This is a genomic window from Herbaspirillum sp. RTI4, from assembly GCF_034313965.1.
In the GTDB taxonomy this organism is placed as follows: Bacteria; Pseudomonadota; Gammaproteobacteria; order Burkholderiales; family Burkholderiaceae_D; genus Herbaspirillum.
The window spans coordinates 2,825,509-2,843,051 of record NZ_JAVIWQ010000002.1; the positions used below are offsets into that span (position 1 = coordinate 2,825,509).

Consider the following 17,543-nt stretch of genomic DNA (forward strand, 5'->3'; position numbering starts at 1 on the left):
TAAAATTTGCTGCTGAAAAATACTGAAATCAAACACACTTGTCGATGACCGGACGGTGCGCTGGTTCAGCGTTGAAAACGGTGGGGGATAAATCCACCGGTGGTTTGCAATGCACGCGACAAATCGCGCGCGGCTTTCAAAACAGGTTCTATCGTGGAGGCTTCAAATGCCTCCAGACTGGAATGGAAAGCCGGGGCCGCAACACTCAGCGCGGCCAGTGGCACGCCATCCACATCGAATACCGGCGCTGCGACCACATATAAGCCTGAGACCGTTTCCTGATCCGATACCGCGTAGCCAAGCTCGCGGATTTTCTTGAGTCGGGCCAGAATTGCATCGACATCGGTGAGCGTGGTCTCGGTCAACTTGAGCAAGGGTTGCGCTTTTAAAATATGCATCTGCGTTTCCAATGGCAACCACGCAAGAATGGCCTGCCCGACGGCGCTGGAATACGCTGGTACACGGCTGCCAATGCGGATGTCTACACCCAGTCGAGTCAGCCCTGCCTGCACGCGTTCTGCATACAGCACATCGGAACCATCCAGCACGCCCACCGATGCGGCTTCGTTGATTTCTCCCACCAGACTACGCAGGATGGGTCGTGCGCGAGTGCGTAAATCCTGCCGCGAAATGGCATTGAATCCCAGATCAAGCACTTTCAATGAGAGGCGGAATTGCCGGCTATCTTCGACTCGCTCGACGTAACCGATATTGACCAGCGTATTCAAAAAACGAAATGCGGTGGCATTGTCCATGCCGGTTTTTCTGGCGACCTCGGCCATGGTCAGTTTGGATTCCTGCGCGGTAAAGGCCTCGAGGATCCGAAACCCTTTCGCCAACGACTGCACGGTATTTTTGGCATCGTTTTGGCCATCCACTTTGATGCTGGCGTTGTTAGCGACTTTATTAGTGGCTTTATTAGTCGCCTTGTTAGTGGCTTTGTTAGTGACTTTGTTAGTGACTTTCTCTGCGCCTTCGCTATCGTCCTTTTCTGCGCTGTTCTCTGAGTTGTTCTCTGCGTTGTTCTCGAATGACTTGTTTTGGCCGCTACTCATCTCAATTCCCTCATTAGTTCGGATTGCGAATTATAGTTTGAAAATAAATTAAGCGAAAAAAACATCTCGATCCGCCACGCTTTTTTAAAATTAATTGATGTTTATTTAATTCGGAATGCGAACTTAAATTCGCAATATAATTATTGTAAGCTGGGTATTTCTTGTAATCAAGCGCAAATTACTAACTATTTATGGCGCGGCGCAATATATTAAAAATAATTAATTCAGAATGGTAGCGAACTATCGCATCCGAAAAAGCGCCTCAAAAAAACCGCTGCACAAAAAAACGCAACGGTTTTTCAAACTTCAGCAAGTAGTCAGCAAATGCTCAGCAAGTCAACTTATCCCAGTCGCAACGATGGGTTGATGTCGAGTTCCGGGCGCAAGCGTGGAGCAGGCAATCCATCGGCAGCGAGCTGAAACACGCTCACAAGACGCAGCAAATTGTTCGCCTGACTCTGCATTGTGCTGGCAGCAGCCGCGGCCTGTTCGACCAGCGCCGCATTCTGTTGCGTCGCCTGATCCATATGCGTAATGGCCTGATTGACATGCTCAATACCCGCAATCTGCTCATTGGTTGCGGCACTGATCTGGTTCATGATGCCGGTCACTCGCTTGACACTGACCACCACCTCATCAATCGTCGAACCGGCTTCCTGCACCAACCTCACGCCATTATCGACCTTCTCGACTGAGTCACCGATCAATCCCTTGATTTCTTTGGCCGCACTAGCAGACCGTTGCGCCAGACTGCGCACCTCGGAAGCCACCACCGCAAAACCGCGACCTTGCTCACCGGCGCGCGCCGCTTCCACTGCCGCGTTCAATGCCAGGATATTCGTCTGGAAAGCAATCCCGTCAATCACGCCGATGATGTCCACAATCTTGCGCGAAGAGGCATTGATCGAGCCCATCGTTTCCACTACTTGCGAAACCACGCTTCCGCCCTTGATCGCGACGACCGATGCCGATTCCGCCAGTTGATTACCCTGACGCGCGTTATCGGCATTTTGCTTGACGGTCGAAATCAACTCTTCCATCGACGATGCCGTTTGTTCCAGCGCACTGGCCTGTTGCTCGGTGCGGGTAGATAAATCCAGATTACCGACTGCGATCTGGTTCGATGCCGATGCAATCGTATCGGTACCGGAACGCACATTGCCCACGATATTGCGCAAGCTGTCAGTCATTTCTTTAAGTGACTGGAGCAATTGACCGGCTTCATCAGCCGACGCAGCCTGGATTTCGACGGTCAGATCTCCCGCAGTCACACGACGAGAAATCGCCACCGCTTGTCCCAATGGCCGAGTAATACCGACAGTCAGATACCACGCGAAAAAGACACCAAGGGCCAGCGACAACACTTCCAGCGCAATCAGAAACTGTGAACTTTCTTCAGCAATATGATTGATATGCGCGGTCAGATCATCGATGGTTTTACGTTGCATCTTAAGCAGCTCTTCTACCTGAAGCTGATAAGCCACTGCGGCAGGTGCGTATTTATTTTCCAGCATGCTGGCAACTAAGGCCAGGTCAGGGGTGGCGCTGGCTTTTTCTTTGTAAATCTCATCGCGCGTCGACAAATACACTTTGCGTTGGTCGAGGATTTTTGCAAACAGTTGTTTTTCTTCCTCCGCAGTAATCAACGCAACGATCTGATTTTGTAAGCTGCTGGAAACCCGAGTCGACTCATTCGTTTCTGCCTGAAAAAATGCCGATAACGTAGGGTCGGTACTTTTGGCAACGGCCGTTGTCCTGCGCACACCGGCGTAAATGAAACGATACCAATCACCGATCAATCGTTCTTTCGCCAGTGGCGCATCCATCATCGTTTGCATCTCTTGCGAGAGATTATTTAAATATTTCACACCGATGCCAGCGATGACGACCGACAGAATCAAAATAAGGGCAAATCCCAGCGCCAGACGTTTACCAATTTTCATGTTACCAATCCAATTCATCTTATCCTCGTTAAAACCATTAAAAATAAAGCAATCTGGCAGCCGGGTGGGCATCCATTTGTCCGCTAAAAATCAATAACACTACAGGGCGAAGCAAGACCAGAAAGAAACTTAACTAAGTAAAAAAAATAGCCCTGAATTGCACCGCATAGCAGCGCAATCAGAGCTTCCTTACGGTCTTACTACATCAAATCATGCAAGGCGGGGCGCAGGATTGAGATCAATGGAAGGGCGAGCCTTTACTGCATTCACATCGGCCGCGCCGGTCAGCGTAAAAACACTCACCAGCTCCAGCAAATGGGCCGCCTGTTCCTGCATGGTTCCTGCCGCTCCGGCAGCTTCTTCAACCAGTGCCGCATTTTGCTGCGTGGCCTGATCAATTTGCGTGATCGACTGATTAGCCTGTTCAATGCCAATAGTTTGCTCTTGGCTTGCCACACTAATTTCACCCATGATCGAAGTGACGCGTTTGACGCTGGCCACCACGGCGTCCATTGTAGAACCGGCTTCCTGCACCAACCGGGTGCCGTTATCCACTTTCGTAACGGAGTCGCCGATCAATGCCTTGATTTCTTTCGCCGCGCTCGCGGAACGCTGTGCCAGGTTGCGTACTTCCGATGCCACCACAGCAAAGCCACGCCCCTGCTCTCCTGCCCGTGCCGCCTCCACCGCTGCATTCAAGGCCAGGATATTCGTCTGAAACGCAATGCCGTCAATGACACCGATAATGTCCACAATCTTGCGCGACGACTCATTGATAGAGCCCATGGTCTGCACGACTTTCGACACCACATCGCCGCCCTTGATCGCCACTGCTGACGCGGAATCGGCCAGTTCATTTCCCAGTTTCGCATTGTCGGCATTCTGCTTAACCGTCGCGATCAATTGCTCCATCGCAGATGCGGTTTGCGCCAGCGCATTAGCCTGCTGTTCGGTGCGCATGGACAGATCCAGATTTCCCTCTGCGATTTCGCGCGATGCCGTTGCAATGGTGTCGGTACCTGAACGGACTTCGCTGACGATCTTGTGCAGGCTGGCGTTCATCTGACCCAGCGACTGCATCAACTGTCCGCTCTCATCGCGATTGACCGAGGTAATCGTCGCGCCCAGATCGCCTTCTGCGACACGCCGTGAAACCACCACCGCCGCCATCAGAGGCTTTGAAATGATGCGTGCCACAAACATCGCCATTCCCATTGCCAGGGCAATCGCTACAACCAGTAATACTATGACGCCTGATTTCGACGACTCGTAAGTTTGGCCGGCTGCATGCTCCGCCTGATCGGCAAACTCGCTGTTAATCTTAACTATCTGCTCGATGTGTTCGTTGATCAGGCGAAACAATTTGTTCGATTCATTTTTAAAAACGACGCGCGCCTCTTCCTTGTTCCCACTTCTCGACAAACCCAGAATTTTTTTATTCTCCGAAAAATAGGCGTCAAAATTCTTACTCAACATCTCAAAATCGTTTTTTTCATCCGCCGAAGAAATCAGAGGGATGAAGCTTTGTTTCTGCTTATTAAAAATTTCAATACGCGTTTGCATCGCTTTTTCTGCGCTGACAATATCGGCTTCTTCAGTCGAGATAATGTGTTGCAATTCTGAAATACGGAAACGCGACAAAGAACTTTGCATCTGCAAGATGAGGCGAATGCTGGGGAGAGAATCTTTGACAATGACAGTCGATGATTGACTGACCTTGGCCAGTTGCACAATCGCATAAACACCAAGTACAGAAGTCAGTGCAATGACAAGAATGAACGAGAGAAAAAGCTTGTAACTGATCTTCAAATTGTAAAACCATTGCATAATCTGCCCCTAAATAAATCATGTAACTACACTGATGATTACAGATTAATTGACTACTTTTTAATTTGAATTTGATAGTACACAAACTGGTCGATATAGCACCAGAGAAATCGTTGCAGAAACATAAATAGTTGCCTCACCGCAGTGATATAGACATCTCGACAGAAATGAAAAGTCAAACAATGAACATCCACGCAAGCGGGCTATGATGACCACTGTTCCTCACAAAGACACGCTCATGCAATCAATCAGTTTTATCGGCGCAGGCCGGGTTGGCGCCACGTTAGCCACCGCATTTCATCGTAGCGGCTTGCCCGTCAGCATGATTGCCAGCCGCAATCTTGCCTCCGCGCAAAAAGCAGCCACTGGATTGGTCGGTTGCTCAGCGGTAACGCTGCAACAAGCAGCGGCAGCGGATCTTGTTTTTATAACCGTCCCCGATGATGACATTGGCGCAGTCGCTTCCAGCCTGATCTGGCGCAAAGGACAATACGTCGTGCATTGCAGCGGCGCTACCGAAATCGCCGTGCTTGAAACAGCCGCACGCGCCGGCGCCATCACGGGCGGATTTCATCCCTTGCAGATTTTTTCCGATCCACAGAACACACTTGGTTTGCTTGCCGGCAGTACCGCCGGTATCGAAGGCGCACCGGAACTTGAATCTATTTTGCGGGAACTGGCTGTCCGTCTGGGCATGATCCCCATGCTCCTGCCACCGGGATCACGGGCGCTCTATCACTGCGGCAGCGTATTGACCGGCACCTTTCTGCTATCGCTATTGAATGAAGCGGTACGTGCCTGGACCGCATTCGGCATTGATGAACAGCAAGCCCTGCGCGGACTGCTACCGGTCGCGCGCGGCACGCTGGAAACCGCCGCTATTAAAGGACCGGTCGGCGCACTTTCAGGGCCCATTTCACGCGGCGATAGCAAGGTCGTGGCCCGGCATCTGCGAGCGCTCGAACAACTCAGCGCAGAACAGGCCGATCTTTATCGGCAACTAGCGGGGCGGCAATTGGAAATGGCGCGCATCAATGGAAAATTGCAGGAAATACAATTAACCGCGCTGAAGGCAGTAATCGAAGGCAACTAAGTCTGAAAATAACGACATTGCCGGTAAACATATCGACTGATTCCTTGAAAAATCACGTTCATCAATAGCCGGGAAACGTAATGCCCCGTATGCTTTAGTCAGAATTAAACGCAATTAATGACAACGGAAAATCCGTACTGACGCATCAAAAAAATAGCCTTCATTCCAGTACCGTAGCGAAACCGCCGGGAGGAAAAATGCCTGTTCTTCAAAAAGTAGAATCTGCTTTTCTCAAACTATTGCGCATGGTCTTTTTACTGGTAGCAACTGTGGCAATGGGGTCATCCATTGCCTTAGCCGGGAAATTTTTTATAACGTATTTTGAGAAAAATGAAGTCGCACAAAAACTCCCCGTTGCTCTCAATTTAAATGGTTATAAAACGTCCTCCGATGATCTCCAAAAAATCGAGGCAACGCTTCCTAATGGGGAAGAAGACAAGCTCGCGGAAACTTTTTATTATGTGCTCGATAAAAACAGCAAAGAACTCAATCCCGCGTTAACGCCAAACAAAGAAGCCATCCTCCAATACGTCAAAGAAATTGAAAACGATCCTGAACTGGGGAGAAATTTTCTCAATCAACTGGTCCCGCTACTCGATTCCGCCTTCAAGAACCCTGACATAGCCCTGCGTGCAAAAACGGATTTCCTCAGCGAAGTGAAATCCTTGATGTTTCATTTCGAAACTTCCTATAAACGCCAGGTTCAGCAGAATCAGATAATGGAAAATCAAGTAATGAAAAACAGGGCCGATAAACAAGCAGCAGCAAGCTCCGCCATGTACGCCGCCATCATTCTGTTTGGCGCATTCTTCGGGCTGTTTTCACTCGCCATACTTTTAAAGATGGAACGCAGCTTGCGAACAATCGCTGCCGCAACCGTCCGGGCTTCTGCTGAACAATAAATGCATCGGTGCAGAATATTTTGCACATGCCCGATAAAAACCGTACAACAGTTCAAGCGTCGCACGGTCATCGTATTGCAGTGAAATAAACTGGTTCAGCCTCAAGCCAGCGCATTCTCAATCGCCAGTCGCAAATCGGCGCGCGAGAATGGTTTTGCCAACGTCGACTTCACTCCCAGCAACGAGGCTGAGTCCAGATTGAATTCCGGTGAAATCGCCCGTCGGCCACCAGACATGGCAATGAGCGGGATATGGCTGCCTTGTTCATTAAGCTGCATGATGAACTCAACGCCGTCAATGGTCGGCATCAGAATGTCGGTAATAATCAGATCCGGCTGCAAGGTAGTGAGCTTCTGCAAGGCATCAAAACCATCGTTTGCCATCGTTACTTTATGCTTGTCACCTTCCAGCATTTTTACCATCATCTCGCGGAACTGGATGTCGTCTTCTACGATAAGAATATGTGCCATGCTATTTCTCCATATCAATTAAAGTGACTTGGGCTGCGGCTGTTGCGCAGGATTGGCAAGAGGTAAAAGAATATGAAAGCTGCTTCCATTACCCTCTTCGCTATGAATTTGAATTTCGCCCATCAGGTCAGAAACAATTCCATACACAACGGACAGACCCAGCCCGCTCCCTTTTCCCGGTTCCTTGGTGGTGTAAAAAGGGTCAAGCACCCGCCGCTGCACATCTTGCGACATGCCGCAGCCATCATCACTCACGGTAAGAGAGAAACAATCCACCGATTCGTCTTGCCATCGACGCTTCCTCTGCGTTTTTTTGATTTCAATATCGAGCCGGCCTCTGTCATCCATTGCATCAAATGCATTCACACAGAGATTGATAATAATTTGCTCAATCTGGAGCGGGTCGGCCATGACGTGCGCCACAGATAAATCGGTAACGAAAAAAATACGGACGTTACACGGCGTCCTCACTTTCAACATCTCCAGAGCATTTTTTACCAATCCCACCGCATCCACCAAGCTCGGCTCAATGGGCGCTTGCCGGGCAAAGGCCAGCATGCGCTTAATCAAACCATTAGCACGCGCACTGGCACCAATGATTTGTTGCAAATAACCCGCCTCGGTAGAGGCTACCTCTACCTCATCCAGCAATAATTCGGCGTAGCCATTGATAATGCCCAGAAGTGTATTGAAATCATGTGCAATGCCGGCGGCCATGGTACCGATAGCTTCCAACCTTCCCACATGCATCTGACGGGCCATCACGGACTCCTGCTGCTCCCGGTTTTGGCGAAAGGCCAGGCTATATGCCATCGACGCTTCCAGCAGGGGCTTCATCAAATGTGCAGCAACCTCGCCCAGCGTTAAATGCGGATGTTCGGCCGCTAATCGCTGCAAGGCGAGATGATGCATTTCAGCAATGTCCTCTGGTGGAACGCCTTGTCGCAAGAACAAGCGGCCAAACTCCGCCGAATCATCCAGGGTCTCCTCGAGCTGGTCGGAAAATATGGCACTTTCAAGTAATTTGAAATATTGTAATTTCCGGGTTTCCATACATCCTTTTTATACGACGGTGTGTCGGTAAATAAAAATACTGGCATCGTCACGCTCTATGGCCCAGCGTGCCAAAATCCGCTCAGCAAGTCGTTGCGGACTTGGGTCGGCATCATCAAAGCAGGCGCTAAGCTTGGTCCATTCATCCAGTCCATCCGAATACATCAACACCATGTCGCCCGGCGTCAACACAATTTCCTGTACCTGTGGCGCTTGCAAACAAGCACCCACAATTCCACGTTCCGTACTGAGCCGGTTTTGTCGCAGTCCGGAACAGACGATCGTTCTGATATTGCCCATGGAAACCAGTGTCATCACATTCGTCACGGCATCGACCACGGCAATGGCAAGCACCGCTCCCCTTGTCTTACGCAATGCCTCATTGCAGGCCATGAACAATTCAGCACAACTACGGTGCAAGTGACGGGAGATACATTCCATCGCGCAACTTGCCGCATGATGCGCAGCGACACCGTGACCGATGCCGTCGGCCAGCGCAAAGACAGTCCGTTGAGGCTGTATCCACCAGCCGCCCATATCGCCGCACACCACTTCCCCTGCCAAAGCCCGCGTCGAATAACCTATGTTCATAGCCACTTGCATGCGCGCACACTCGTTCCCTGCCCGACCTGACTGTTAATCGTCAACTCATCCATCAAGCGTGCAATGCCAGACAAGCCGCAGCCAAGACTGCCGATACTACTGAATCCCTCCTGCATTGCCTGCTCGACATCCACAATCCCGCAACCACAATCCGTTGCGATTAACTCAATACCGCGTCGTTTCAGGGGGAAATGAATTTCCAGCAAACCGCCACCACCATGAACCAGCGTATTCGTTACCAGTTCCGATGCGGCAGTGGCTATCCGATAACTTCCCCCGTCACCAAAACCGACTTCCACCGCTTGCATGCGCACTGTGCGTACAGCAGAGGCGATATCCGCGTGTTCCAGAATGAAGAGAGAAATAGTCGATTTCACAGGGATTCCTTCCGCAGCGAAAAACTGATGGTGATACGCGTCAGCCCGGGTTTCGATTCGATCATAAAGCTATCGGCCAGACGTCGCGTACCGGGAAGTCCGGCTCCCAGACTGCCGCCGGTGCTAAAGCCATCGCGCATGGCTGAATCAATATCGGCAATACCCGGTCCGTTATCCTGAACAATCACCGTCACGCAATGGAAAATAGCGTCAGAGGCATCGATAATTTCACAGCTACCGCTACCGGCATACTCGACCACATTACGCGCCAGCTCGGACACAGCCGTCGCCAGGCGGGTTTGATCTGCCATGCCAAAACCCAGTGCGGCAGCTAATGCCCTCGCCTTCCGTCTGCCGGTGACAATATCGTTGGTCGTACGTATATCAATCGTGGCATAGGATTTAGCGTAGGAAATCATCGTTTCCTTTTGTGAGGCTGAAGTCGCCCCGAGAAGCAATACGCGTCTGCAAGGTTCGCAGTCCCTGTTCCAGATTAAAGGTACAGTCCGCACCCAGCAATCCACGCCCCATTTCCACTAAAGTCAGTGCCACGAACGGTTGAATCCCACACACGATCACTTCCGCGCCCAGTAGCCGTGCCATGCTTGCCGTGTCATTAATGACACGCGCCATAAAGGAATCCACCACGTCCAGCGCAGAAATATCGACCACCACTCCTAATGCCTCAATTTCCGCAATCGTGCTTAACAGATTCGATTGAAATTCGAGGGCATCATCGTCGCTCAGATCTTGCTGGATCGCGACGAGCAAAATGCGTCCCAGTCGGGGAATGGCTATCCTCATGATGGAGTCGCTCCGATGGCTACAATGCGTCGGCTAATCAGCGCCAAGGCCTCCGCCACACCCGAACGCAGCGTGGCGCGCGTAATGACTTGCGGCAAGGTGATGCCGAGTTTGGTCAGCGTCAGTGCGCCTTCCGGGTTCAGTCCCGTCATCACCACACGCGTACCCAGCAATTGGGCTGCATCCACGGTGCGCATCAAATGGCGGGCAACCGCAATGTCGAACACCGGTACACCGGTCACATCAATGACGGTCACGCTGGCTTCATAGCGGGTAATTGCTTCCAGCAGATTTTCGGTAAATTTCCGCGCACGCGCCGTATCAATCACACCGACCAGGGGTAGCAACAGTACCTGGTCCCACAGTCGGATCACCGGTGTAGACAGTTCCACCAGCGAGGCGCTCTGTTGCAAAATAATACGTTCCCGCGTTTCAACGAATGCAGAAAAAGTCACCAGTGTCAGGCGTCCGATCACATCCTCCACCGCCGCCAGATTGGTTTCCATCTCAGCGGGGGACTCCATCAGTTCACGCACCAGCGTCAGGGTCAACACGCTTTTAAGGCACATCACATATTGCGCTGTTTCGGTCGGCGTAAATCCAGCGATAGCGCGACTGGCGCTGAACTCACTCATGATGCGAACCAAGGGATGCGTCTCACCAAAATCCCACAAGCCAAAGCCAGGATAGGAAGAAAAAATCTTGGCAATTTCTTCCAGCAGTTGCGAAGTATGACTTCGCATTTCAACCACATCGAAGGTATTAGGCAGCAGTGTCGACCAGCTCGCCATGATTTCGGCGACCCATTTCTCATGGATCTGTGAACGCTGAGTAGACAACAAGTGGTCAAGAGCAGGGAGATGGTGATTTTTCATAGGTTGATATTTTCCAGATGATCCAAATAATAATTTCTTTCACCAACTACCTTCATCAGTAGTCTGGCCGGTACTTCTTGCTGCGATTTATCTAAAAAAACCTCTGATTACACAACTGCACGGCACCATCACTTTGATGAACTCTGCATGCACCATGATGCAATCAGCTTTTCTCTAAAAGAATTCAATTTTCATTTCGGTCGTATCTTCATCGCTATGACGTGCCGAATGTTTGTGCTTTTGTTCTTCGGTCACGTAGTCATCCAATATCCCTTTCATCCTTTGCGACAACTGCACTCCCTCATCCACGCTGGGATTGTTCATCGCGAAGGCTTCCTGAAAAAAATTATTGCGCTGACCGATCGCTCCCCGGATGCGATCTATGCACTGACGCACCACATCCTGATATTGAATCTGCCCGAGAGCATCAGCAATGTCGCGGCTCAAATCGTGATTCTGTTTGCTTACAACGGCAAAACGGGTCTTGTAGTACTGCCCCATATCTTCAAAATTGTCTTGCAGTTTCTGGATGGAAATGGCGGCATCGGAAACCTGACCTATGTGCTGCGACGATTTTTCTATGCTCAAGGCCATGCTGTCTTCCACCACATGGCGCGCACGCGACAAGCCGGCGTTAATCTGTTTTGCCACCTCATTGGAGTTCGATGCCAGCACCCGCATTTCCACCGCAACAGCCCGAAAAGCCGCGCCAGAAGCCCCTGCGCGACTGGCTTCAATAGCCGCATTGATCGCCAGCAAGTGGGATTGCATGCTCATCGAACGTACCGCATCGACCAGACTGTAGAGTTCCTTGATTTCTTTTCTCACCAGTTGCACATTAAGTAAATCGCGCTCCATTTTTTCAGGCAACTGCTCAATGAAGGTGCCGAGATCCAAGAGATGAGTCACGCTTTGATGAATCTCTTTACCAATATCGCTTCCATGCACGCTCGAATTGTCCAGATAGTTGACCACCACATTCGCCGTATCGTAAAGTTTGCGAATATTTTTGATGATGGCCAACGCAGAATCTTCGGTGTCGCCAATCACTTCGCCAAGCTTGTTATCAATTTCCTGATCAAGCAAAAGATGGTCATCCAGAATGGCCGAAGACGGAGCGAAGACCGGCCCCAAAGAAGGTTTTTTCTGCACAGTCAGACCGCGCCGAAAAAATGCGTCGAATACAAACCCGCTCAAGACAAGCATGGCCAAAGCCAGCAAGGCGTCTCCGGGTCGCCCTATCCATTGATCCAGCGTCTGAAAATAATACGATGGCAAAAAACGAGACAGAATCATCGCCAGCAAGGCCCCGGAAACAACGAACTTGCCCCATCCGATCAGGGCGCTTTTATCACGCCAGCTCTGTAAAAGAAGCCCTGCCGATGGCGGCCAGGCGGCAGATGAAAAGTTCATGTTCATGCTCCTGGCAAGACCTGCTTGATGATTTTTCCCAAATCTGATGTGCTCACCGGCTTGACCAGCCAGCCGGTAGCACCTAACTTTTTGGCCTCATCCCTTTTCCCTTGCTGACTTTCCGTCGTCAGCGCCAGAATCGGGATGAAGCGAAAGCCACTCAATGCACGCGCCTTACCGATGAATTCGATACCGCCCATGTTCGGCATGTTGATGTCGGTAATAATCAAATCTGGCTTGGCGCCGCCCTGCAAGGTGCTCATGGCAATCACACCGTCGCTGGCGGAAATGACATTGAATCCCGATATTTCCAGACTGTTTCTCAAACTCATCAGCATGGTGGCCGAGTCGTCAACGATCATGATGGTCTTGGTCATTTCATTTCCTTAATTTTTTGCGCCGAAGGCGGATTCCAACCAGATCTTCAACGTGTCATCCCGTGGCCATGCGGTTACCTGAATGTGCGCCGCCATCAGTACTTGCAGATTGGCGGCATGCACATGAATGCAGGCAGAAAAATCAGCCTTGGCTTGTGGATTTTCCTGCAACCACTGCAGTAAATTTTCAGCATCATCGACGCTGATGGCATCTTCAAAAAAGACGCTATCGGTTTCGTAACGGATCGTCATCAGAGCAACTCCTTGGGGTTCAACACCATGAGCACCGAGCCGTCACCCAGCAAAGCGGAACCGGCATAACCTTGCATGCAGCCCAGAATGCCACCCATCGGTTTGAGAATAATGTCCACCACTCCACGAAAATCATCGACTACGATGCCGACGTGTTCGCCTTGCAGGCGAATCACCAGGGTGGCAAGTTCATCATCATCGTTAGGACGCTGGGGCTGGTCTGTTGCCAGTAAAGTATTGAGTGAACGCAGCGGCACGATACGTCCGCGCAGCACCGCCGTTTGTTGTGTCTTGATAGTGTGAATAGACGTACTGGGTATGCGTACCGTTTCGACCACCATCTCCATCGGTATGCCGAATATTTGCTTGCCGGACTCAACAATCATCACATTGCTCACGGCAATCGATAGCGGCAATGAGAGGCGCAGGCGCGTTCCCTTGCCGAGATCGCTTTCCAGACTCACGCTGCCATTGACCTGTTCAACTGCCATGCGCACCACGTCCATTCCTACGCCGCGTCCTGAAAGATCAGAGACCACATCGACGGTGGAAAATCCCGCAGCAAACACCAGGTTGATGGCTTCCTGATCGCTGATGCGTTCCAGTGTCGCCTCATCGATCAGGCCCTTCTCATAGGCCTTGCGCTTAATGATCGCCGGATCGATGCCTTTGCCGTCGTCGCTGATATCAATGATGACCCGGCCAGCTTCTTGCGAAGCGCGAATCAGCAGTCGCCCTTCCGCAGGTTTGCCGGCAGCGATCCGCACCTGCGGCAACTCAAGTCCGTGATCCAGACTGTTACGCACGATATGAATCAGGGGATCGGCCAGGGCCTCGATAATATTTTTATCCGCTTCAGTATCTTCGCCCTCCAGCACCAGGCTGACTTCCTTGCCCAGCTTGCGCGACAAATCGCGTACCAGACGGGGAAAGCGCTGAAAGACAAACGACACTGGCATCATCCGTACCTGCATGATGGCGTCTTGCATTTCTTCGGCAATCCGGTTGATCACCGCGTATTGGCTCTTGATTTCACGCGCCAGATCGCGCACGCCAAACACTTCTTCTGCGCGGCTGGCCAAATAAGGCAAACCGTTTTTCGCGACGACCATTTCGCCGATCAGATTCATCAGGCGGTCTATTTTTTCCTGATCGACCTTCAGCGTTTTGACACTGCTGGAACTGTCTTCGCTACGCCGGCCGAATTTGGCTTCGCCCTCGGTGCCCGATGTGGATGGCCCGGGTGAAACTGCTGAAACTGCTGAGACCGATGAGACTGAGGACGCTGGCGGCGTTGCCTGACTCGTCGGCAACGGCGACAATGTGGCATCAACACTTATGGCAGGAACTACTGGCGTGAGCCAATTGCGCAAGGGTGTGCTGCACGATTGCAGCAAGGCTTGCTCCAGTGCCTCGTTGAGTCCCGGCAACATGGCTTCCCTGCCAGTACTGCGATAGCAAGCCGTCAATGTGGCGACAACCGCCTTGAGCCGGCCCGGTAACCAGGCAACCGCATCCGACATCGTGAGTACGACAAGCTGGGCGGCAATAACGGTATCTACGATGGCATTGTCGTTCTCTGCAATCGTCGGCTTGACTGTTGCCAGTGCGGCAAATGCGCGGAAAGAACTGATGACAGCACGCAGCGCATGATGATTGTCAGGTTCGCATTCAATAATCAGCAGCAACCAGCGCAATGCGGAACTGCACCACAGCGCATCGGGTGAATACGCGAGCAAGATGCGGGCTTCGCGCTCCAGATTCGCGACATCGCCTTGATCCAGACAGCTGATAGCACCACTGACGAATTCATCTTCGCCGGATTCATGCGGCTGCTCGCCGGAAGGATGTACAAACAAATGCGGTAATAAATCAACGATCTCAATCTGCTCAGGAACATAGCGAAAATGCTCCTCGATGGCGGCGCGTCCGGCCGTACTGATGATTTCAAACTGTAGCGTGCAGCAGTAGGCATCGAGCGCAGCGAGCGGCACCTCTGGCTGCAGGCTTGTCACGCGCAACCAGGAGATGCCCGGGAGTTGGCGCGCTTGATAAAACGGATCTTCTCCCTTGAAAAAACATTCCGCTTCCGGCGTGTAGCTCACTTTGCATAAGTGCGTTCCGGCAATCGCTTGTCGATACCACGCCATACGTAACGCTTCGGGTACGTTGGCCAGGGGCATGGTGTCCCCGTTAATGTCTTGCATCGGTGCGCGTTGCAGAACCGGAATGTTGCTCTCCACTTGCTCGCTTCCGGTGGGCGGAGAAATCAGCTTGCGCAGCGCTTGTGCCAGATTGGCGGATGCGCTGGCATGAGCAGAACTGCTCTCGCCACTGGCTTCGATTTCGTCAACCAGCATATTGACGAAATCCAACGCATCGAGCAGACAATCCGCAAGCTGCTGGCTAAACTCCAGATCTCCATCCCGCACCACGGCCATGACATCTTCAGCCGCATGCAGAACGCGTGACATTTCGGGGAAATCGAACAGTCCGCAATTGCCTTTGAGGGTATGCACCAAACGAAACAACTCTGCCATTAAAGCGACATCCGCAGGGGCGCTTTCCAGTTGCAACAGTTTTTCGCTGATGCCTTCCAGAAAATCGTGCGCTTCCGACAAGAATTGTTGAAGGATCGCTGTCATATCCCAACCTCACCAAGCAATAAGCGCACATGCCTGAGCAGAACCTCCGGCTTGGCGGGTTTGATGATGTACAGATTGGCACCCGCTTCCCATGCCTTGTTCTGATCGCTGGTCTTGGCTTCGGTCGACACCATCACTGCCGGTGCCTGCGGCAGCATCGGATGACTTCGCAGTTCGCGCACGAAGGCATAGCCATCGAGCTTGGGCATGTTTACATCGACCAGATAGAGGTCGTAGGGATTGACTAGCGCTTTTTCCAGGGCCTCAATGCCATTGATCGCTTCATCAACAAAGTAACCGCCCTCTTCGAGGATGGTGCGGTGAAACAGGCGAACTGTGGCGGCGTCATCGACGATTAAAATACGTTTCATTTTCCATCCCCAGGTTTTTGATAGACGATCGCCTCTGAAAATTTACGAATCTTGTAGAGCGAAGAAATGCGGCTCATGGATTCGGAATGTCCCAGACAGATGAAGCCTTCCGGCCGTAGTGCATCGTAGAAAGTTTCCGCTGCCTGTTTACGGGAAACATCGTCAAAATAAATCAACAGGTTGCGGCAGAAAATCACATCGAAATTGCGATAAGGACGTACGTCCTTCGGATCCATCAGATTGACGTGCGTGAATTCGACCGCGCTGCGCATGTCTGCACTGAGCTGGAATTGATCGTCAACCTGCCGGAAATATTTCAGAAAATAGGCTTTGGGAAGATGTTTTATCGAACGCGCTGAATACATGCCTCTTCGCGCCTGCTCAAGAATGCCGGTATCAATATCGGAAGAAATGATTTCCACATCCCAGTCGTTAATGCCGGCCCAGCGCTCGGTCAGGGAAATGGCAATGGAATAGGCCTCCTCACCTGACGACGAGGGAATGACCCAGATCCGTATCGGTGAACGGTCTTTTTTCCCTGCGACAATTTCCGGCAAAATAGCATTGACCAGACAGTCGAATTGATAAGATTCGCGGAAAAAATAGGTTTCATTCACCGTCATCAGGTTGACCAGGGCCTGCAATTCCACGCCGGAGGTCTGAAAACGGAGAAAAGTGAAGTAGCTGCGGAAACTGTCATTGCCAGTCGCGTTTATCCGCTCGACCAGCCGCTTGTCTACAAAGTAACGCTTCGACGTTTCGAACTGAATTCCGGTTTTACGATAGAAAAATTCCTGGAATTTTTTGAAGTCATCGTCACTAATCAAAATGGTCGCCATAGTCTGCTCAGGCCTCCCCAATTCGCTTGAGCGCCAGGTTGGCAGCAAACTGAATGTAAGCTTCGTCTGCAAAGCGCAACCTGAGCCGCAACACCGCATCCTTTGATGCGACAGTACCCAGCTCACTCAACAGATCGAGCGCCGTACCGCAGACATTGACCACAGAGTCGCGCTCGATGACCTCAATCAGCCACTGTTCCACATCGGGGTGTCGCAATGACTCCAGAACATTGATGGCCATGATGCGTACATCGGAATCGTCATCCATCAGCAAGCCACTCATGATGGGGGCGACTTCGTCGGTCAGCACCTTCATGGCTTCGATGGCTTCGTTGCGCATTTCCGTATCTTCACTGCGCAACCAGCTCACCAGTCCGGCGACAGCAATGTCATTGCCCAGTCGGGTCAGGCTGGTCAGGATCACTTGTCGTACCGATTTATCGGTTTCGCAATACAACTGCGCCACCAGCGCCGCAGTTGCCTCTGGCGCGCACGACAAATCGCGTGCGGCCCAACGACGAACGGCCGGATCGCTATCCTGCAATTGCGTCATGAGCGACGTAACATCCCGGTCTTGTTCGCGTTGTTCCCGGTTCTCGCTGGATGCGACAGCGACAGTAGGTTGTCTTATGAAAGCCATGTTT

The 17,543-nt window shown here is 51.5% G+C and carries 19 protein-coding genes; 2 read left to right on the top strand and 17 right to left on the bottom strand.

Annotated features, from left to right (window positions below; all coding sequences use genetic code 11):
- Window positions 1-65 precede the first annotated feature (65 nt).
- From RGU70_RS12545 to RGU70_RS12555, 3 genes are all read right to left on the bottom strand, one after another.
- Entirely contained in the window at window positions 66-1,055 is a 990-nt protein-coding gene (locus RGU70_RS12545) for an IclR family transcriptional regulator (protein ID WP_322209732.1), read from the bottom strand.
- A 341-nt stretch (window positions 1,056-1,396) separates the two neighbouring features.
- Window positions 1,397-3,016: a methyl-accepting chemotaxis protein gene (locus RGU70_RS12550; protein ID WP_322209733.1), complete on the bottom strand. Its 1,620-nt coding sequence runs from the start codon at window positions 3,014-3,016 to the stop codon at window positions 1,397-1,399.
- A gap of 192 nt (window positions 3,017-3,208) precedes the next feature.
- Window positions 3,209-4,825, bottom strand: coding sequence for a methyl-accepting chemotaxis protein (locus RGU70_RS12555; protein ID WP_322209734.1), 1,617 nt, complete (start codon window positions 4,823-4,825; stop codon window positions 3,209-3,211).
- A gap of 238 nt (window positions 4,826-5,063) precedes the next feature.
- Here RGU70_RS12555 and RGU70_RS12560 point away from each other — a divergent pair, with 238 nt between their 5' ends.
- Window positions 5,064-5,918 (top strand): Rossmann-like and DUF2520 domain-containing protein, encoded by an 855-nt coding sequence (locus tag RGU70_RS12560; protein ID WP_322209735.1) that lies wholly within the window; start codon window positions 5,064-5,066, stop codon window positions 5,916-5,918.
- 197 nt (window positions 5,919-6,115) lie between these two features.
- Entirely contained in the window at window positions 6,116-6,820 is a 705-nt protein-coding gene (locus RGU70_RS12565) for a hypothetical protein (protein WP_322209736.1), read from the top strand.
- Between the two features lie 101 nt (window positions 6,821-6,921).
- On the opposite strand, the gene RGU70_RS12570 is transcribed toward RGU70_RS12565, so the two are convergent.
- The 14 genes from RGU70_RS12570 to RGU70_RS12635 all read right to left on the bottom strand — a co-directional run bounded on the left by RGU70_RS12570 (window position 6,922) and on the right by RGU70_RS12635 (window position 17,539).
- Window positions 6,922-7,290, bottom strand: coding sequence for a response regulator (locus RGU70_RS12570; protein WP_322209737.1), 369 nt, complete (start codon window positions 7,288-7,290; stop codon window positions 6,922-6,924).
- 18 nt (window positions 7,291-7,308) lie between these two features.
- Window positions 7,309-8,343, bottom strand: a complete 1,035-nt coding sequence (locus RGU70_RS12575; RefSeq protein ID WP_322209738.1) for a sensor histidine kinase — start codon at window positions 8,341-8,343, stop codon at window positions 7,309-7,311.
- 9 nt (window positions 8,344-8,352) lie between these two features.
- Complete coding sequence (locus RGU70_RS12580) at window positions 8,353-8,934, bottom strand: SpoIIE family protein phosphatase (RefSeq protein WP_322209739.1); 582 nt, start codon at window positions 8,932-8,934, stop codon at window positions 8,353-8,355.
- Complete coding sequence (locus RGU70_RS12585; RefSeq protein ID WP_322209740.1) at window positions 8,931-9,323, bottom strand: ATP-binding protein; 393 nt, start codon at window positions 9,321-9,323, stop codon at window positions 8,931-8,933. Before RGU70_RS12585 ends, RGU70_RS12580 begins: the two co-directional genes overlap by 4 nt.
- Window positions 9,320-9,742, bottom strand: a complete 423-nt coding sequence (locus tag RGU70_RS12590; protein ID WP_322209741.1) for an anti-sigma regulatory factor — start codon at window positions 9,740-9,742, stop codon at window positions 9,320-9,322. The genes RGU70_RS12585 and RGU70_RS12590 overlap by 4 nt, the downstream gene beginning before the upstream one ends.
- The gene (locus tag RGU70_RS12595) at window positions 9,726-10,127 is read right to left on the bottom strand and encodes an STAS domain-containing protein (protein ID WP_322209742.1); all 402 of its coding nucleotides are present in this window, start codon (window positions 10,125-10,127) and stop codon (window positions 9,726-9,728) included. Before RGU70_RS12595 ends, RGU70_RS12590 begins: the two co-directional genes overlap by 17 nt.
- Complete coding sequence (locus RGU70_RS12600) at window positions 10,124-11,002, bottom strand: STAS domain-containing protein (protein ID WP_322209743.1); 879 nt, start codon at window positions 11,000-11,002, stop codon at window positions 10,124-10,126. The genes RGU70_RS12595 and RGU70_RS12600 overlap by 4 nt, the downstream gene beginning before the upstream one ends.
- 174 nt (window positions 11,003-11,176) lie before the next feature.
- A complete protein-coding gene (locus RGU70_RS12605; protein ID WP_322209744.1) occupies window positions 11,177-12,415 on the bottom strand; it encodes a methyl-accepting chemotaxis protein in 1,239 nt (412 codons plus the stop codon).
- A 2-nt stretch (window positions 12,416-12,417) separates the two neighbouring features.
- Window positions 12,418-12,792, bottom strand: coding sequence for a response regulator (locus tag RGU70_RS12610; RefSeq protein ID WP_322209745.1), 375 nt, complete (start codon window positions 12,790-12,792; stop codon window positions 12,418-12,420).
- A 9-nt stretch (window positions 12,793-12,801) separates the two neighbouring features.
- A complete protein-coding gene (locus tag RGU70_RS12615) occupies window positions 12,802-13,044 on the bottom strand; it encodes a hypothetical protein (RefSeq protein ID WP_322209746.1) in 243 nt (80 codons plus the stop codon).
- On the bottom strand, window positions 13,044-15,689 hold the full coding sequence (locus RGU70_RS12620) for a chemotaxis protein CheA (RefSeq protein WP_322209747.1): 2,646 nt from the start codon (window positions 15,687-15,689) through the stop codon (window positions 13,044-13,046). Before RGU70_RS12620 ends, RGU70_RS12615 begins: the two co-directional genes overlap by 1 nt.
- Window positions 15,686-16,060: a response regulator gene (locus RGU70_RS12625; RefSeq protein WP_322209748.1), complete on the bottom strand. Its 375-nt coding sequence runs from the start codon at window positions 16,058-16,060 to the stop codon at window positions 15,686-15,688. Before RGU70_RS12625 ends, RGU70_RS12620 begins: the two co-directional genes overlap by 4 nt.
- Entirely contained in the window at window positions 16,057-16,899 is an 843-nt protein-coding gene (locus tag RGU70_RS12630; RefSeq protein ID WP_322209749.1) for a protein-glutamate O-methyltransferase CheR, read from the bottom strand. Before RGU70_RS12630 ends, RGU70_RS12625 begins: the two co-directional genes overlap by 4 nt.
- Window positions 16,900-16,906: 7 nt before the next feature.
- Window positions 16,907-17,539, bottom strand: a complete 633-nt coding sequence (locus RGU70_RS12635) for a HEAT repeat domain-containing protein (protein ID WP_322209750.1) — start codon at window positions 17,537-17,539, stop codon at window positions 16,907-16,909.
- Window positions 17,540-17,543 lie beyond the last annotated feature (4 nt).

Excerpts from the sequence above, each read along its gene's own strand:
- RGU70_RS12545 (WP_322209732.1), bottom strand. The coding sequence starts at position 1,055 with ATGAGTAGCGGCCAAAACAAGTCATTCGAGAACAACGCAGAGAACAAC.
- RGU70_RS12550 (WP_322209733.1), bottom strand. The coding sequence starts at position 3,016 with ATGAATTGGATTGGTAACATGAAAATTGGTAAACGTCTGGCGCTGGGA.
- RGU70_RS12555 (WP_322209734.1), bottom strand. The coding sequence starts at position 4,825 with ATGCAATGGTTTTACAATTTGAAGATCAGTTACAAGCTTTTTCTCTCG.
- RGU70_RS12560 (WP_322209735.1), top strand. The coding sequence starts at position 5,064 with ATGCAATCAATCAGTTTTATCGGCGCAGGCCGGGTTGGCGCCACGTTA.
- RGU70_RS12565 (WP_322209736.1), top strand. The coding sequence starts at position 6,116 with ATGCCTGTTCTTCAAAAAGTAGAATCTGCTTTTCTCAAACTATTGCGC.
- RGU70_RS12570 (WP_322209737.1), bottom strand. The coding sequence starts at position 7,290 with ATGGCACATATTCTTATCGTAGAAGACGACATCCAGTTCCGCGAGATG.
- RGU70_RS12575 (WP_322209738.1), bottom strand. The coding sequence starts at position 8,343 with ATGGAAACCCGGAAATTACAATATTTCAAATTACTTGAAAGTGCCATA.
- RGU70_RS12580 (WP_322209739.1), bottom strand. The coding sequence starts at position 8,934 with ATGAACATAGGTTATTCGACGCGGGCTTTGGCAGGGGAAGTGGTGTGC.
- RGU70_RS12590 (WP_322209741.1), bottom strand. The coding sequence starts at position 9,742 with ATGATTTCCTACGCTAAATCCTATGCCACGATTGATATACGTACGACC.
- RGU70_RS12595 (WP_322209742.1), bottom strand. The coding sequence starts at position 10,127 with ATGAGGATAGCCATTCCCCGACTGGGACGCATTTTGCTCGTCGCGATC.
- RGU70_RS12600 (WP_322209743.1), bottom strand. The coding sequence starts at position 11,002 with ATGAAAAATCACCATCTCCCTGCTCTTGACCACTTGTTGTCTACTCAG.
- RGU70_RS12605 (WP_322209744.1), bottom strand. The coding sequence starts at position 12,415 with ATGAACTTTTCATCTGCCGCCTGGCCGCCATCGGCAGGGCTTCTTTTA.
- RGU70_RS12610 (WP_322209745.1), bottom strand. The coding sequence starts at position 12,792 with ATGACCAAGACCATCATGATCGTTGACGACTCGGCCACCATGCTGATG.
- RGU70_RS12615 (WP_322209746.1), bottom strand. The coding sequence starts at position 13,044 with ATGACGATCCGTTACGAAACCGATAGCGTCTTTTTTGAAGATGCCATC.
- RGU70_RS12620 (WP_322209747.1), bottom strand. The coding sequence starts at position 15,689 with ATGACAGCGATCCTTCAACAATTCTTGTCGGAAGCGCACGATTTTCTG.
- RGU70_RS12625 (WP_322209748.1), bottom strand. The coding sequence starts at position 16,060 with ATGAAACGTATTTTAATCGTCGATGACGCCGCCACAGTTCGCCTGTTT.
- RGU70_RS12630 (WP_322209749.1), bottom strand. The coding sequence starts at position 16,899 with ATGGCGACCATTTTGATTAGTGACGATGACTTCAAAAAATTCCAGGAA.
- RGU70_RS12635 (WP_322209750.1), bottom strand. The coding sequence starts at position 17,539 with ATGGCTTTCATAAGACAACCTACTGTCGCTGTCGCATCCAGCGAGAAC.